Origin of the sequence: Thalassospira profundimaris (assembly GCF_003326755.1) — a bacterium.
In the GTDB taxonomy this organism is placed as follows: domain Bacteria; phylum Pseudomonadota; class Alphaproteobacteria; order Rhodospirillales; family Thalassospiraceae; genus Thalassospira; species Thalassospira profundimaris_B.
In genome coordinates this window covers 121,583-138,303 of the sequence record NZ_JPWH01000011.1, presented here as the reverse complement: position 1 = coordinate 138,303, position 16,721 = coordinate 121,583, and the positions used below count along the sequence as shown (strand labels likewise).

15 protein-coding genes are annotated in these 16,721 nt (G+C 57.4%); 8 read left to right on the top strand and 7 right to left on the bottom strand.

All coding sequences use genetic code 11. The annotated features are described in order from the left end of the window. The first annotated feature begins 90 nt into the window (after positions 1 to 90). From TH25_RS14175 to TH25_RS14165, 3 genes are all read left to right on the top strand, one after another. Entirely contained in the window at positions 91 to 837 is a 747-nt protein-coding gene (locus TH25_RS14175) for a Fic family protein (protein ID WP_181847623.1), read from the top strand. Positions 838 to 901: 64 nt separating this feature from the next. After that, positions 902 to 1,363 (top strand): YqaA family protein, encoded by a 462-nt coding sequence (locus TH25_RS14170; RefSeq protein WP_114089066.1) that lies wholly within the window; start codon positions 902 to 904, stop codon positions 1,361 to 1,363. Positions 1,364 to 1,466: 103 nt separating this feature from the next. Beyond that, positions 1,467 to 2,066, top strand: coding sequence for a LysE family translocator (locus TH25_RS14165; protein WP_220151413.1), 600 nt, complete (start codon positions 1,467 to 1,469; stop codon positions 2,064 to 2,066). Between the two features lie 44 nt (positions 2,067 to 2,110). On the opposite strand, the gene TH25_RS14160 is transcribed toward TH25_RS14165, so the two are convergent. From TH25_RS14160 to TH25_RS14150, 3 genes are all read right to left on the bottom strand, one after another. Next, on the bottom strand, positions 2,111 to 3,001 hold the full coding sequence (locus tag TH25_RS14160) for an AraC family transcriptional regulator (protein WP_258549162.1): 891 nt from the start codon (positions 2,999 to 3,001) through the stop codon (positions 2,111 to 2,113). Positions 3,002 to 3,177: 176 nt separating this feature from the next. Then, positions 3,178 to 3,504: a hypothetical protein gene (locus TH25_RS14155; RefSeq protein WP_147253026.1), complete on the bottom strand. Its 327-nt coding sequence runs from the start codon at positions 3,502 to 3,504 to the stop codon at positions 3,178 to 3,180. After that, positions 3,497 to 4,570 (bottom strand): MATE family efflux transporter, encoded by a 1,074-nt coding sequence (locus TH25_RS14150; RefSeq protein WP_181847621.1) that lies wholly within the window; start codon positions 4,568 to 4,570, stop codon positions 3,497 to 3,499. Before TH25_RS14150 ends, TH25_RS14155 begins: the two co-directional genes overlap by 8 nt. Before the next feature lie 408 nt (positions 4,571 to 4,978). Between TH25_RS14150 and TH25_RS14145 the strand changes: the two genes are divergently transcribed. The 5 genes from TH25_RS14145 (at position 4,979) to TH25_RS14125 (ending at position 12,351) form a co-directional block, all read left to right on the top strand. Beyond that, positions 4,979 to 7,792 carry an ATP-dependent DNA helicase gene (locus tag TH25_RS14145; protein ID WP_114089063.1) on the top strand — a complete coding sequence of 938 codons (2,814 nt, stop codon included), beginning with the start codon at positions 4,979 to 4,981 and terminating at the stop codon, positions 7,790 to 7,792. 137 nt (positions 7,793 to 7,929) lie between these two features. Next, positions 7,930 to 9,168 carry a hypothetical protein gene (locus TH25_RS14140; protein ID WP_114089062.1) on the top strand — a complete coding sequence of 413 codons (1,239 nt, stop codon included), beginning with the start codon at positions 7,930 to 7,932 and terminating at the stop codon, positions 9,166 to 9,168. Positions 9,169 to 9,363: 195 nt separating this feature from the next. After that, entirely contained in the window at positions 9,364 to 9,810 is a 447-nt protein-coding gene (locus TH25_RS14135) for a DUF2946 family protein (RefSeq protein ID WP_258549161.1), read from the top strand. 350 nt (positions 9,811 to 10,160) lie between these two features. Then, the gene (locus TH25_RS14130) at positions 10,161 to 11,612 is read left to right on the top strand and encodes a PepSY-associated TM helix domain-containing protein (RefSeq protein WP_258549160.1); all 1,452 of its coding nucleotides are present in this window, start codon (positions 10,161 to 10,163) and stop codon (positions 11,610 to 11,612) included. A 70-nt stretch (positions 11,613 to 11,682) separates the two neighbouring features. Further along, positions 11,683 to 12,351: a Crp/Fnr family transcriptional regulator gene (locus tag TH25_RS14125; protein WP_114089091.1), complete on the top strand. Its 669-nt coding sequence runs from the start codon at positions 11,683 to 11,685 to the stop codon at positions 12,349 to 12,351. 63 nt (positions 12,352 to 12,414) lie between these two features. Here TH25_RS14125 and TH25_RS14120 read toward each other — a convergent pair whose 3' ends face one another. The 4 genes from TH25_RS14120 to TH25_RS14105 are packed head-to-tail and all read right to left on the bottom strand — an operon-like array spanning position 12,415 to position 16,716. Further along, the gene (locus tag TH25_RS14120) at positions 12,415 to 13,314 is read right to left on the bottom strand and encodes an SMP-30/gluconolactonase/LRE family protein (protein WP_114089061.1); all 900 of its coding nucleotides are present in this window, start codon (positions 13,312 to 13,314) and stop codon (positions 12,415 to 12,417) included. Beyond that, entirely contained in the window at positions 13,311 to 14,309 is a 999-nt protein-coding gene (locus tag TH25_RS14115) for an ABC transporter permease (protein WP_114089060.1), read from the bottom strand. The genes TH25_RS14120 and TH25_RS14115 overlap by 4 nt, the downstream gene beginning before the upstream one ends. Next, entirely contained in the window at positions 14,306 to 15,232 is a 927-nt protein-coding gene (locus tag TH25_RS14110; RefSeq protein WP_114089059.1) for an ABC transporter permease, read from the bottom strand. Before TH25_RS14110 ends, TH25_RS14115 begins: the two co-directional genes overlap by 4 nt. Next, positions 15,229 to 16,716 (bottom strand): sugar ABC transporter ATP-binding protein, encoded by a 1,488-nt coding sequence (locus TH25_RS14105; RefSeq protein WP_114089058.1) that lies wholly within the window; start codon positions 16,714 to 16,716, stop codon positions 15,229 to 15,231. The genes TH25_RS14110 and TH25_RS14105 overlap by 4 nt, the downstream gene beginning before the upstream one ends. Positions 16,717 to 16,721: the final 5 nt, after the last annotated feature.

Here is a 16,721-nt window from a genome sequence, read left to right as displayed (position 1 = left end):
CTGTGCTAAAATAAACAGCCTTAACAAAACCGGCCCAAGCTGCTTTCATTCCCCCTCTGCATGATGCCACCTTTGGCGGAAAAAGCCGCAATGACACCCAGCCTGGTCTCCCTGCTCGCCCAACTCGATAACGCCAAATCCCGGCTTGATGCCAAATTGCCACTGCCGCGCTACACGGCATCCTCGCTGCGCGAAAAACTCAATTTGGACTGGATCTATCATTCCAACGCCCTGGCCGGAAACAGCCACACCCTGCGCGAAACCAAGGTTGTTCTCGAAGGCATTGCCGTGGGGGGTAAAAAAATCGCCGAACCTCTGGATATCCTCTGCCACCGCAATGCCATTCATTACATTGAAAACCGGGTCGCCCAAAATATCCCGCTGACCGCACAAACCCTTGAGGACCTGCATCACATTCTGCAAACTTTTGATCATAAAACCCGCACCAAGACACCCGCCGCCGAAAAAATCCGTGATCTGCTCGCGCAACGCGATACCCTCTGCGATACCCTGCCGGTCGTGCATCCTCTTATTCGGGCGGCACACTGGCATGCGCTTTTTATCCGTCAATCCCCGTTTCCCGGCGACAATGGCCGCCTTGCCCGGCTGCTGCTCAATTACGACCTTTTGCTGGCCGGGTATCCTGCGGCCATCATTTTTTGCACGGAAAAACCGCAATACATTGCCGCCCTCAAACAGGCCGCAACATCATGCGATGCGCTTGCCATTTTGATTGCCAATGCCACCCTGCGCACCCTGCATACAATGCTGGCCCTGCTCGGCCCTTCTGACCCGGCACTTTCATCATCTTCATCTTCACAATCCGCCAAACCATAATTCGGGCAACACCTTTCAAACATTGCCATAGACCCGGCATGAAACACGGGGTATCTCCCTTTTCATGTTGTCATCCATCCTGGTTTATGGCGGGCTTTTTCTGTCTGCCTTCACGTCGGCCACCCTGCTGCCCGGTTCGTCCGAGGCGGTGCTTGCCGCCCTGATTGCGACGGGCGACCATACCACATGGCTGCTTGTGCTGGTTGCCACCCTGGGCAATGTTGCGGGGTCGCTGGTCAACTGGGTGCTGGGCCTGGCGATTGAACACTTTCGCAATGCCCGCTGGTTCCCGGTATCGGACCGCGATTATCAACGCGCCTGCACATGGTTTTCCCGCTTTGGCCTGTGGGCGCTGCTATTTTCCTGGCTTCCCGTCATTGGCGACCCGATCACGCTGGTGGCCGGGGCAATGCGCGTGCGTTTTGTGCCCTTCATTCTTCTTGTCACGCTGGGCAAAGCGGGACGCTATGCCCTTGTTGCCGCCGCGGCCAGCGGGGTCATCCATTTTTTCAGCACAGCATCCTGAATTTTTCGATGAAAACGGCCTCCCGGACAATTTTCTTCAATAATTTGCGTTCGCAATCAGCTTAGCTGCCACAAACAAAAACCATCGCGACACAGGAAACGCTATGTCTGGCAGTCTCAGTCTTTATCTTTCAATGGCAACCTTTGCCCTGGTGTCCTCCATCACGCCGGGGCCGGTCACAATTCTGGTTCTCGGGTCATCGGTAAAATACGGCTTTCAGCCCGCCCTGCGCCCGGTTTTCGGGGCAACGGCGGGGTTTTGCCTGCTGTTACTTATTGTCGGCTTTGGCCTGCATCAACTGATCATCCAGGTACCCGAAATCACCCTGTTCATCAAATGGGCCGGGGTGGCGTTTCTGGGCTGGCTGTCCTGGAAACTCGCCACCGATAACGGCAAAATAAACACCGAACGGGCCAGGAAATCGCCCTCCGTGCTGGCGGGGGCCGCGGTGCAATGGCTGAACCCCAAGGCCTGGATGGCATCTGTCGCCGGGACGGGGGTGTTCATTGCCGATGGCGACCGCGTTCTGCTCTGGCAGTTTGTTATTCTGTATTTTGTTGTCTGCTTTTCATCAGTCGCCCTTTGGGCCGTCGCCGGGTCGTTTTTGCGGCACTATCTTCACAATGACGCTCTGGTGCGCATTTTCAACCGCTGCATGGCTGCCCTGTTGCTTGCCTGCGCCATTTATCTGCTTTTGCACTGATAGCGGCCAAATCGCATCGGCCTCCCCCCGGCAATTCCCCGGCTTCAGGCGCACAAAACCTGCGCATATTGCCGGGGGGTTGCCGTCATCTGGCGTTTGAAAACCCGTTGAAAATGCGCCTGATCGGCAAACCCGCATTCCAGCGCCACATCGACAATCCGTTCCCCGCGCTTCAGGGCATGGCGGGCGCGCTGGATGCGGCAATTGGTCAAATAGGCGTGCGGTGTAATGCCATATTGCTGACCAAAGGCCCGCACCAGGGCCGATGGTGTCATATCCGCCTGCCCGCAAATATCGGCCAGCCTTAACGGTTCGTCACAATGGGCACGAATAAAATCCGCCACCCGGGCCAGTTTGCGGCGCTCTGTCTGCCCCGCAACAGCCCCGCGCCCGTCCTGCTGGCTTGGGCTTGGGCTTTGCCCGCGATGTCGCCCGTGCCCCGCCCGTGAGGATAGCAGGCTGAAAAACCCGGTCGCCGCCGTTTCCTTGCCCAAAACCGGCACATCCGGGTCCGCCAGCACCCTGCCCAACCGGGCCAGCCCGGCAAAAATCAGCGGGTCCTGGCTCAATACCGGGTCAAAGGCGGCAAATTTGCCCCCGTCATCGGCATCATTTTGCGCCTGCACATCACGCAACCAGGCCGTATCAACATATAACATCTGAAACGCCCAGCCGCGTTCCACCAGCGGGTGGCAATCATGCACATCTTCCGGGTTGATAAAAATAACTGTCCCGGTACTCAGCTCATGTTTGCCCCGGCGCATTTTGCACGCACTCGCCCCGCCCAAAATCGCGCCAATGGAAAAGGTATCATGCGTATGCCGGTCCGAGCGAATGCCCCGCCCCTCGCGCACAAAACGCGCCTCGATAAACGGCAAATCCGTATCGTGCCAAAAGAACTGGTTATGGCCAGCCCCCTGCGGTTTCGCCATCATCTGATCCCGTCCATATCCTGTCGAAACAGCCAAATCCAAGCCTCTGTAACAACCATATCAAGGCCCGCCCTGCCGCGCAATCACACACCCGTAAACCACGATCACGCTGCCCTCCCGGCAGGCGGTATTCTCTCAGGTCAATTTGCCAGGTAAATCATCCCTGTCAATCATCCCTGTCAATCATCCCGGCCTTTAAACCCGGCCAAAGCCCCCAACCGCCGACAATGATGCAGCACAACCAAAAGGGTTAACAACAGCAACAACATATCTGCCACAGGCCGGGCCAGCCAAATGCCACCTTGCCCCAACCACAGGGGCAGCAAAAATGTTGCGGGCAAAGCGAACAAATATGGTTTTGCCAGCCCCAGCAATGCCGCTAACGCCGCATCGCCAATTGCCTGAAAAAATGTTGCCACCATCATCATCGGGCCAACGGTAAAAAATGCCATCATCACAATGGGTAAAATGCGCGCCACTTCGCCCTGCACCTGCACATCAGGCACAAAGGCCCGCCCCAGCACCCCGGCAAATCCCCCCCAATGCCAGCTCCATCAAGGCGCAATATGCCAAGGCCACCAGCATCGCCAGTTTCAGGCTGCCAAGCATACGGCGCATGTGCCCGGCTCCATAATTATGCCCCGCAATCGATTGCAACGCCTGTGCCAAGCCCAAAATCGGCAAAAACACAAAACTTGTAACCCGCGTAACAATACCAAAGGCACCAATGGTCACGGCATAGTGCGTTTCAGCCATTCCCGTCAGTTGCAAGGCGGCAATCACCGCCCCGGCGCCTAGCGCAATGCCAAGTATGCCCAGGCATTGCGGCACACCCAGCACCACAATTTCCCGCCAGGCACAGCCAAAATCGCGCAGCATTTTTTGCTCAAACCGCAAGGTTGCCCGGGGGCCTCGACGATAGGCCACAACCATCAAAAGGGCGGCTATCTGTGCCACCACCGTCGCCAGTGCCGACCCTGTCACCCCCAACCCCATTTGCGCGATCAGAATATAATTCAGGCCCATATTCCCGATGCTGACCAACAGGCTCAACCCCGCCATCAGGCCCGCACGCCCTTCATTACGCAGCGCATCGCCATTCACGGCAAGCAAAAACATCACCGGCACCCCCGCCACCAGCACCGCCAGATACCGATACCCAAGCCCCGCCAGCATGGCATTCCCATCTGCCAACAACATCGTCAAAGTGGGCCCCAGCAGAGCAAATATCCCCATCAAACCCACCGCCATCATCAGGGAAAATCCATGTGCCCCGGCAAAAACCGCACGGGCCTGCACCATATTCCTGGCCCCCAAATGGCGTGCCAATACACTCGACATACCACTTCCCACCAGCGCCGCCAGGGCATTCATCACCATGAAAAAAGGAAATATCAGGGTCACGGCCGCCACCGCATCGGCCCCGGCATACATCCCCAAAAACACGGCATCAATAATCGCCAGCGAGCCATTCATGCCCATCACAAAAATGATGGGCAGCGCCGTTTTGGCAAATACCTTGCCAAGCGGCGCGTTTACAAAGGAACTTTGGGAAACATCCTGTATCGACATCCCGTTCTCCTGCCTTTCGGCATCCCGCCTGGGCCTGGCACATTTCCCAATCGGGCAAAATGTGACGGGTAAAATGGATGCTCGCATTGCCACCTGCGCGGAATGCAGGGTGAAAACAGTATGAAAACAGGGTCCGTTTCAGGAAATCACCCGGGCTTTACCATTGACCTGTTGACAGGATCACAAGGTCATGCGAACGGCAGGTGCCGGGAACCGATGCTTTATATACCCATACGCCGGTTGATGGTCAATTGGCACATCAACATACAGCTTCACCCGCGATCCCAACCACAAAGGTCCCTGTTAAAACCGGCCCCGCCAAGGTGTCTGACAGCAATTTTCAAAACACCGACAAAAACCTGTTTTCGACAGTAGCGTCCCCGCACGGGAATCCCTATAGTCCCCAAAATGTTCGATGATCGTTCCGATACACGGCCCCGTTTTTTGCCCCCCAACGCACCGGTCATGGTGGCCGGTTTGCGTCATGCCGTCTTTTTGACGCCCGATGGCGAAATCGATGAAATGCCCTTGGCCGCCGCCGCGCGGCGCGCGCGCGATGAACGGCCCATCGTCGTGCATATGCCCGCCACGGCCAAACGCCTGCGGCTGGATGGTTTTCATGCCCACGACCTTTTGGAACTGTTTGCCTTTGTTCGCCCGGCGCAATTTTGTGTGCCCACCCCGCGCGGCATTGCCCTTGCCACCGGCCAGCGTGCGGCTGATGATCTGATCGGTCAGGCAGAGGCCCTGGCCGAATCCATGAAACGCCTGCTTCAGGAACTTGCCGTTCTGCCCGCCGAAAAACGCGCCCGTGCGCTTTCCATCGCCTGGCCGATGGCACGCGGCCAATGGCCGTGGGGTGTACCGGTTTTGGCGGCCCTGGGGGCGGATGGCGACGGGCCGCACCGCTTTGCCGTTTATGAAGGGCTTAAAATCTGGAAAAAGCTGGGCGAATGGTCCGAACATGCGCCGCCACCACCACCCGGCAACAACCCGGTTGAACCGACCGAAGCCCGCGAACGCCTGATCAAACTTTTGGGCGAAGGGGCGGAAGAACGCCCGCAACAGGCCGATTATTCATCGGCGGTATGTTCCGCCTTTGCCCCGCGCACAGCGGACGGCACCCCCAATATCGTATTGGCCGAGGCCGGGACCGGCACGGGCAAAACATTGGGTTATGTCGCCCCGGCATCCCTTTGGGCGGAAAAAAACGAAGGTGCTGTCTGGATTTCCACCTATACCCGTAACCTGCAACGCCAAATCGACAGCGAGCTTAACCGCCTGTACCCCGAAGAACGCGACAAACGCCGCAAGGCCGTGGTGCGCAAGGGCCGGGAAAATTACCTGTGTCTTCTGAATTTTGAAGAAGCCCAACGCCCTCTGGCCCAGCAACCGCGCCAGGCGATTCCGCTGGGGTTAATGGCACGCTGGGCGGCGGCCACCCGCGATGGCGATATGGTCGGCGGCGATTTTCCCGCCTGGCTGACGGAACTGATCGGCACGCGCTTTACCTCCGCCCTGGCCGATCAGCGCGGCGAATGTATTTATGCCGCCTGCCCGCATTATTCGCGCTGCTTTGTTGAAAAAACCGTGCGTCGCGCCCGCTCCGCCGAAATCGTGGTTGCCAACCATGCCCTTGTCATGGTGCAGGCCGCCCTTGGCGGGCTGGATGATACCCTCATGCCCACGCGTTATGTCTTTGACGAGGGGCACCACCTTTTTGATGCCGCCGACAAGGCCTTTTCCGCCCACCTCACCGGGCAGGAAGGGGCCGAACTGCGCCGCTGGCTTTTGGGGGCGGAAAACAAGGGAAGCTCGCGCGCACGTGGCTTAAAACAGCGCCTTGAAAGCCTGATCCACGACCGCGAAGAACTGCGCGATGCAGTCAATGCCGTGATTATCGCCGCCCAGTGCCTGCCCGATCAGGGCTGGCTGATGCGATTGCAGGATGGTGTGGAACATGCCAGCGGCCCGGCGGAAATTTTCCTGGCGCACGTCAAGGCGCAGGTCATGGCGCGGGCAGCGGAAAAGGACCGGGGCTATTCGATCGAGACCGACTGCAAACCCGCACTCAACGAAGTTCTTGCCAGTGCTGCCGACCTTGACCGTGCGCTGGCCGCACTGGAAAAACCGGCCAAGGCGCTGATCAAAATCATCGCCCATATGCTTGATGAAAAAGCCGACGAACTGGATTCCGCCGAACGCCAGCGCCTTGATGCCGCCATTCGATCATTGGAGCGGCGCGCCATCATGCAGGTGGCCGCCTGGCGCGGCATGCTGGAATCATTGGTCGATGCCACCCCGGCCGAATTTGTCGACTGGTTTGCCATCGAACGCCAGTTCGGCCGCGATTTTGATATTGGCATGCACCGCCATTATATTGACCCGACCCTGCCGCTTACCGCCGCCCTTGCCCCCACCACACATGGCATGGTGGTGACATCGGCCACCTTGCGCGATGGCACCGGGGACGACATGTTTGACTGGGCCGTGGCCGAAGACCGCACCGGGGCCTCCCACATGCCGATGCCTGCCGTGCGCGCAGCAATGAAAAGCCCCTATAACTACCGCGAACAAACCCGCGTTTTCATCGTCAATGACATCGCACGCGACAATGCCGACCAAATTGCAGCCGCCTATCGCGAACTGTTTTTGGCCTCCAACGGCGGCGCATTGGGCCTGTTTACCGCCATTACCCGCCTGCGTGCGGTGTACGAGCGCCTGACCGGCCCGCTGGACGAAGCCGGCTTGCAGCTTCTTGCCCAGCATATTGATGGCATGGATGTTTCCACCCTGATCGATATTTTCCGGGTGGAACGTGATGCCTGCCTTTTGGGCACCGATGCCATTCGCGACGGGGTCGATGTACCCGGCGACAGCCTGCGCCTGATCGTGTTTGACCGTGTGCCCTGGCCCCGGCCCGATATTTTGCACCGCGCGCGCAAGGCCGCCTTTCATGGTGCAAGGTATGACGACATGATCACGCGCCTGCGCATGAAACAGGCCTTTGGCCGCCTTGTCCGCCGTGCGGAAGATCGCGGGGTTTTCGTCTTGCTTGATAACCGCATGCCCTCGCGCCTGCTTGGTGCCTTTCCCGAGGACGTGACCGTTCAGCGGGTTGGTCTAAAAGAAGCCATCGAACAAACCCGCCTGTTCCTGAATCCGGATCGTGCAGGCACAACCGGCGAAGCGGACGGATTTGACGACGAATTGCCGTTTTAAAGTCTCCGTCTTGATCAGGCCTGCCGTCGCAGCGACACCATCTCAACCCCAAATAGATTTCAGTCAAATTTTCGCCATATTGCTCACAAAGGTTGGGCCCTTGTCCCCACGAGCAAACAAAATATGGAGGAACAACCATGAAATCTGCATCGCGCCGGAACCTGACGCGCTGCGCCCTGTCGCTCCCCTTTATTCTCGCGGCAACGGTTTCCGCCCGTGCGGAAGAAGATCCCTGCCCGCCGCTGATTCCGCCGGTCGATATGCAGAAAATCATGACCGACCCGGACCTGACAGATATGGAGCGGCTGAAATTACTGCAAAATTCCGGGCGCGACATTCGGGAACCCGCCACGTGGTCGGGCTGCCATACGGTTCTCGATAAAACCGATATTTATGCGCCCATTACAATCGAACCGGGCACCACGCTTAAATTCAAGGAAAATGCCGGGCTGGACATACACTCAGGTGGTTCCCTGAATGCGTCGGGCACAGCAGACAAACCGGTCACTTTCACCGCCGATGACGAGATGCCGGGGTACTGGTACGGGCTGTATTTTGATTCAAACAGCAGTAAAAACCGCCTTGTTCACAGCACCATTACCTATGCTGGTGGCAACCAGAAAGGCAGCGGCTCGCCCATGAAACGCGCAACAGGGGATTCCAACCCCGCCACCCGGGCCGTCATGGTCCATGAAGGGGCATCCCTGCGCCTTGAAAACACGCATATCAGCCACGCCAAGGGATATGGCATCGAAGTGCTCGGCGCGCTTCAGGATTTTAAAAACAATAAAATTGACCATACCGATGTTCCCGCCCGTCTGATCCCCGATACTGTTGGCACGATCGACGAAAACAGCACCTTTACCGACAATGAAAAAAACCGGATCGACCTTGTCGCCCTTGGCACGTTAAAGCAGGATGCAAGCTGGGTTGATCCCGGTATTCCCTATATCTGGAACCACATCACCACCATTGCCGCCAATCTGGAACTTCAGCCCGGTGTTGAAATCCGGATGGGGACCGAATCGCGCATGAGCATCAGTGAAACAGGCTCGCTCAAGGCGATTGGCACCGCCGAAAAACCGATTGTCATTCACGGTGTCAGCTCGGTTCCCGGGTCGTGGGAAGGCATTTATATCAAAAGCAATAGCGACAAAAATGTCTGGAAATATGTCCGCGTTGCCGATGGCGGGGATGGGGGCAGTTTCAAAACCAGTGTCTATGTTGGCGGCTATCTTGATATCAGCGACAGCTGGATTGAAAACAGCCGCAATATCGGCCTGCTGGTCAATAAAAGCAGCGGCATTGATGCCACCATCAAAAAATCCGGCATTCAGTACAAAGACAACAAGATCGACTACCAGGAAAAAGACTAGTTCCTGACCCTTGAATGGCAATAAAAGCAGGTGTTTCCGACATCAGGCTCGCGGAACACCTGCGATTGACAACGCGGCAAAACAGGCATTTCGGGATTATGAAGCCCGTTTCTCAAAACAGCATCCCGCAGGTTTGACAGTCTCCAAAAAACATTATATTGCACTCATATAGTGTCGTGGATCTGGATATTTGCCGTGCGCACCAAACGGGGTTTGTCAGCAGGAAATTTGCGCGAAACCATCGCATCGATGGTGGCCTGCATTCTGTTGGTCAATACCGTTCTGTTTGGTTTCATGCACGCCCCGCTGGCCGCACAGGCCCGGGCCGATGGCAACAACTATATCCCGATTCTGATTTGCACCTCGCAGGGGATCAAGGCGATCCGCGTGCCCGGCAATGCCCTGGATGACAAGGCAGCGCCAAAAACATCGGGTCAATATGACAGTTACGAAGCCTATCAATGTGCCCTGTGTGGCATTGGGCTTCATGCCGTCACCCCCGGCGTCGCGCCCGAAATTCCCGAAATTCACCGCATCCTGCTGTCAAATGCGGTAACAGCCCTTCACATCACCGCTCACACACCGGATTTTTATCCCCGCGCGGGCTCTCCGCGCGCCCCGCCCCTGTCCCCCGCGGCATAACTGCGCCATCATAACCAACAGGGTCCCACGCCTTGCATGTCACCCGGCCCGGAAACGGGCCAGACAGCACGCACCTTAATGGAATATATCCGGCGTTCCCTTTGGTTAAAAATCGTTGCTTATCGGTGTTTTTACCCGGCTTTTTCAAGGCCGGGGACAGCCCGACACATATGTGAAATCGTGCTCTTTTGCGCTGTTTTCATAATGGGTTGAGGCCTGCCTTGCCATCACACCGGTCTTACTTCCCGCAACGCGCGCCTCTATGCCGCTCTGCCTGCTTCGTCCTGCAACGCCGCCATTTAACGGGCAGGCCGCCTGCCAACAGGTCCGGCCCCGTTGCAGGGTCACACATGACTGGAATTTACCTGGCACAGGGGACAATCATGCCAACCTCTTCTTATACCGCCCCCCACCGCAGCGACGGGCACAATGGGCACAACGGGGCAAATGACGCATCGGGCGCATCGGGCGCAAAAGGCGCAAACGGGTTTTATCGCGCGGTATGGCGCTGGCATTTTTATGCCGGGCTGTTTGTACTGCCTTTTATTGTCCTGATGGCGCTCACCGGCGGGGCCTTTCTGTTTCATCACGAAATTGACAATTACGTCTATTCCGACCTTAAACAGGTCAACCCATCATCCGCGGCCCCGCTGCCCTACAGCACGCAAATCAGCAATGCCCTGGCCCATCAGCATGGCAAAGCCGTCAAGCTGACAACACCTTCTTCGCCAACCGGCAGCACCGAAGTCACCATTGCCGATGCCAGCGGTGCCCGCCATGCGGTTTATGTTAACCCCTATAATGGTCAGGTTTTGGGCGAACTGATGGATCGCGGCACCATCATGTGGACGGTCCGCCACCTGCATAGCCTGGCCGAATTTGGTACCTTTCCCAACGCCCTGATCGAAATTGTCGGTGGCTGGACCATTCTTCTGGTGCTCACCGGCATTTACCTGTGGTGGCCCAAACCAAAGGACGGATCATCCCGCCTGGCCATTCGCGGCAAACCGGCCAACCGCCGCTGGTGGCGTGACAGCCACGCCGTGATTGGGCTGTTTGCCGGTTTTTTCATTCTGTTTCTGGCAACAACGGGCATGCCGTGGTCGGTGTTTTGGGGCAAATATGCCAACCAGTTTGCCAATGGCACGCCAACGGGCTATCCGTCCGGGGTGCGGGTGAATGTACCGCTGTCCACCATTCCCATGATCGATGCGTTTGGCCATACCGGCTGGACCACCGAAAATGCCCCCCTGCCGCAATCGGTCGATACCGCGCCCCGTGCCATTGGCATTGATAAAGCCACCAACATTTTCAATGATCTGGGCATGACACCGGGTTATGCCGTTAGTCTGCCCATCGGCGATCGTGGGGTATACAGCGCCTCGATCTATCCCAACGACCTTTCGCTTCAGCGCGTCATTCACCTGGACCAATATTCAGGCAAACCGCTGATCGACATGTCCTATGCCGATTATGGTCCGCTGGGCCGGGGGCTGGAATGGGCGATCAATGTGCATATGGGGCAGGAATATGGCCTGGCAAACCAGCTTTTCATGCTGGTTGTTTGCGCCGCGCTGGTCTTCATGGCGGTATCCGCCGGGATAATGTGGTGGAAACGCCGCCCGTCCGGTCAATTGGGTGTCCCGCCTTTGCCGCGTGACATGCGCAAGGTTTATGGTGTCACCGCCATTCTGGCGATTGGCGGCATCATCTTCCCGCTGGTCGGTTTGTCCATGATCCTTATTCTTGTGCTTGATCTGCTTTTGGTTGTCCGCCCCCGATTGCAGCTTCGCAACGCCTGATCCCCGCCTGTTCGGATGCACGGCCCTTTATGGGGCCGTGCGCCTTTCCCGCAAGCAAAAAGGTCCGGTCATGAACACAGATGAAGCCCTGCACCAGATCCTTCCCCATGCCGAGGATAAAAACCACCTCGTCCCTGCCGGTGATATTCTGGAAACAGCACACGGCAGCCTGAACCATGTCTGGCTGCTGACAGACGGGTTGGTGATTCAGGGATTTTACAACAGCAATGGCGCACGCGAAATCTGCCGTGTTTATCGCACGGGCGACATTATCGGCCTTGAGGCGGTTGAACCCGTTGAAAACGCCACCCTCCCGGGCAATCCGCCGCTAACCACCGAAACCATTACAAACAGCCGGTTTACCCGCATTCCCCTGCACCGCCTGCGCCAGGAACAGGCCGTCAACCTGGCTGTGGCCCGCAGCATTTCGCATTTGCTGTGTCGCGAGGTCGTTGCCAGCCATTACTGGAAAATCAATATCGGCACCGGCACGGCCATCCGCCGCATTTGCCGGTTCCTGCTCTGGGCGTCGCCCCGCGATCATTGCATTGTGCCGCCCCGCGAAAAACTGGGCAGCATTGTTTCGGTCACAACCGAAACCGCCAGCCGCATCATCGCCAGCCTGCGCCGTCAGGGGTGCCTGACCCCCGATGAAACATCCCGCGGGATCGAAATGCGCATGAACCGCCAGGAATTGCTCCATCACGCGGGCGAATTCTGGGACAACCGTGCGGCCTGAAACAGACTGCACCCGGTTTTCACCTCAATATCAGAGGCAATATCGGACTTGTGCCAACCGGTCCTATGCCGCCGCTGTATTAACGTGAATGGCATAAACGCTGGTCGTGGCCGTAATCAGCAATTCATTGCCGCGCGGCCCGCCAAATGTCAGGTTCGAGACGGTTTCAGGCACCAGAATTTTGCCCAGCAACACCCCATTGGCGTCAAAGCAATGCACGCCATCGGCGGCCGAAGTCCAGACATTGTCATGGCAATCCACCCGGAAGCCATCCGGCAGCCCCGGATTAATGGTCGCAAAATCGCGGCCATTTTCCAGTCTATTGCCCGAAACCACATCATAAACACGAATAACCGACGGCACACTGTCATCATGGCTGCACCCGGATTCCGCAACATAAAGCCGTGTTTCATCGCGCGAAAAGGCCAGCCCGTTGGGCTGGGCGAAATCATGCGCCACACTGGCAAGTTCCCCCGTGGCCGGGTCGATGCGAAACACATTGTGATGGCGTTGTTCCGGCTCGGATTTATAGCCTTCATAATCCGACATGATGCCATATGTCGGGTCGGTAAACCACACGGAGCCATCGGACTTCACCACCACATCATTGGGCGAATTCAGGCGTTTGCCTTCAAACTGGTCGGCCAGCACGGTAATCGTGCCATCATGTTCCGTGCGGGTAACAGAGCGCGTGCCATGCTGGCAACTGACCAGCCGGCCCTGTGCATCGCGGGTATTGCCATTGGCAAAATTGGAATTTTCCCGAAACACATTGACCGTGCCATCACACATCCAGCGGAAAATTTTCTGGTTGGGAATATCGGAAAACAACAGGCACTGATGAGCGGGAAACCACACCGGGCCTTCGGTCCATAAATGCCCGCCCGAGAGTTTGCGCAAACTGACATTCAACAACACCAGGTCGCGAAACCGGCTGTCATAAATTTCATAGGGGCCGTTCATACCCTGCCTCCTTTTTTACTGGCCAGCACCACCACCGACACAATGATCAGCCCGGTCAAAATCAGGCGCACACCAGCACCCAAGCCATAGGAATTCAACATCGATACCAGCAAAAACATGAACAAAGCTGCCGCCCAGATGCCAGGCACATTTGAATTGCCCCCGGCAATAGAGGACCCGCCAATCACAACCACCGCAATCGACATCAGCATATATTCGGTACCCATATTCAGGTTTGCCCCGCCCGAAAAACTCGCCAGCAAAAATCCGGTAAACCCGGCCAGCACCGCACAGCCAACATAAACGCCAAAATGCACCGCCGTCACCGGCACACCGCCCAGGCGGGCGGCCCGTTTGTTCTGCCCGCTTGCCAAAATCCAGCGGCCCATAATTGCACGTTCCAGAACAACCCATGCCAGCACCGATACACCCAGTGCGACCAGCGCCACATTGGGAATACCCAGCGTCCCGCCAGTGGCAAAATCAGCCAGGCCTTCGGGCGGTTTAATGCGCAAGCCCCGGTTGGACCAGATCGCCACCGACTGAAACAAAAAGGACGACGCCAAAGTGGCAATGATCGGCGGAATACGCATCAGCAAAATCAGGCCGAAATTAAACAACCCGCAGCCTAGGCCCACACCAATGGCAATCAACAACCCCGGCACCACCAGTGATCCGTCGCTTGCCATAAATTTCAGGGCCACCGTGCCGGCCAGTGTCATGGTCGCGGGTATCGAAAGGTCCACATTGCCCGGCCCCAATGTCACAACAAACATCTGACCAATGCCGACAATCACGGTAAAGGCGGCAAAGGTAAAGGCCGCATATAACAGCGACCCGGCCTCGGCCCCGCCGCCGGACCCGGCCATCATCGCGGCAATAAATGTCGCCCCGGCGGCCAGCCAGGCCCATATCCACGCCTTGCGCGATACCAGGCCCAAAAGCGCCGTCACACCGCGCGGGGCAGTATTTTGCACATTATTTTCAACACTCATGCCAAGGCCTCCCGACGGGTAAAGACAAGGCGCACCGCCAGAACCAAAATCAGGATCGCCCCCTGTGCGCCAATCTGCCAGTCCGATGACAAATGCAAAAAGGACAGGAAACTGGCCGCCAGCGTCAGGGTCATCGCCCCGATCACCGCCCCGATGGGCGATACCCGCCCGCCGGTAAATTCACCACCGCCCAAAATCACCCCGGCAATCGATAACAGGGTGTAACGCAGGGCAATATTGGCATCGGCCGAGGTGGTTAACCCCACCAGCGCCATGCCCGACAAAACCCCGAACAGCCCGGCAATGCCATAGGCCGTCGCCTTCAGGCCCAAAACGGACCATCCTGCCCGGTCAATGGCCTGGCTGTTACCGCCAACACCGCGCAACAACACCCCCAGCGAGGACCGTTTGATGAAATAATGCATGATCAGCCCAATCACGATGGGCGCAATAATCGCCACCGGCACCAGGGGCGGCTTGGCCTTCATCATCGCATTCAACCATGCCGGGGCCGACCCGCCGGGCGACGGCAAAATCAAAATCGCCATACCCGACCAGAAAAACGACATGCCCAATGTGACGACAATGGCAGGCAGCCCACGGGCATGGATAATCGCCCCCATCGCCGCATAAACCGCAATTGCCCCCAGCAGCATGGCATAGCCCGTTACCGGATCACTTTGCACAAAGGTGGCGGTCACACAGGCACAAAAACTAACGAAGGTGCCAATCGACAAATCAATGTCATTGACCATCAAAATCATCATCTGGGCGATGGTTGCCAGCGCCACCGGCACCGCCAGGTTAAACAGCAGGTTAAGCCCGAAATAGCTCATGGCGCGGGGTTGCAGGTAAAACACCGCTGCCAGCAACAAACCCAGCGACAAAACCGGCAGCAAAATACGCAAATGATCACGGTTCATGATGCGGCCTCCTCCATCTCGAACGATGCACGCAGCATGTTTTCTTCGGTAATGGCATCCCCGGTCAGTTCGGCGGCAATTTCACCGTCACGAAACACAAAAACCCGGTCACATTCCAAAATTTCGTCGGTTTCCGTCGAATACCACAGGAAAGTCCGGCCCTTTTCGGCCTCCTCGCGCACCATGCGGTACACTTCCTTTTTCGTGCCCACATCCACACCGCGCATCGGGTCGTCCATCACCACAATCGGGGCAGAGGATGCCAGCGCACGGGAAAACAGCACCTTTTGCTGATTACCGCCCGACAGCGACAAAATCGAGCTATCAAGGTCATCGGTCTTGATTTTGATTTTCCGGTGCCAATCCTGCGCCAGCTTTTTCTCGGCTGCACGGTCCACCAAAAAGGACCGGCTGAATTCTACCAGGGTTTGCAAACTCAAATTGCGCAGGATCGACCATAACGGCATCACGCCATCGCGCGCCCGGTCCCCGGCGACAAACACCACCGCAGGCGCCCGGTTTGCCCGCCAGTCCGATGACCGTTCCAGATAACACTGTGCCAGCGCCTCGGCCTGGCCGTGCCCGGCAAGGCCCGCCAAACCGACAATTTCGCCCTTGCGCGCCGACAGGCCATTTTTCATGCGCAAAACGTCTTCGCCCAGTTCGCGCTGTTTGCGCCCTTCGCCATTTTCGGCCCCATCGGGCACCACATGGCCCATCGCATCCACCAGGCTGTCACGGGTAAAGTTTTTCGCATCATCATTGGCAATAATGCGCCCGTCTTTCATCACCACCATGCGGGTGGCAACGTCAAAAATCTCGCCCAGCATATGGGAAATGAAAATCACCGATCCGCCATCAGCACAGAACTTTTTGATATAAGCCAGCAACTGGTCGGCAATCGCGCCATCCAGCGATGATGTCGGTTCATCCAAAATCACCAGTCGTGCATCAATGTCACGCCTTGAAAAGGCAATGGCAATTTCCACCATCTGCCGTTCGGCAATCGACAGGTCGCCGACCACACAATAGGGATCAATACCGTGACCGGGAAAAACCGCATCCAGGGCCATCCGCACCGCACTGGCCGCATTCCCGCGCCAATTGCGCCACGGCATATTGCGATAGGGAATGCGCATATTTTCCAGCACGGTCAAATTCGGACATAGTGACAGTTCCTGAAACACACTGCGAATGCCCGCCTGGCGTGCCCGCTGCCCGTTGCGAAAATCGGCCCTGCTTTCCGCCCCGTCATAACGGGCATCGCCCGCTGTTGGCGACAAACGACCATTAATCACATTCACCAGCGTGGACTTGCCCGCCCCGTTATGGCCGACCACCCCCACACATTCGCCCGGCAGAATATCCAGGGCCACATCGCTTAACGCCCGAACCGGCCCAAAAGACACACCAATACCGGCCAGGGAAATGATCGGCACCTCCCCGGTGCCGATCCCGCCCTTCTCCTTGCGGTTTACCGCCATAATCC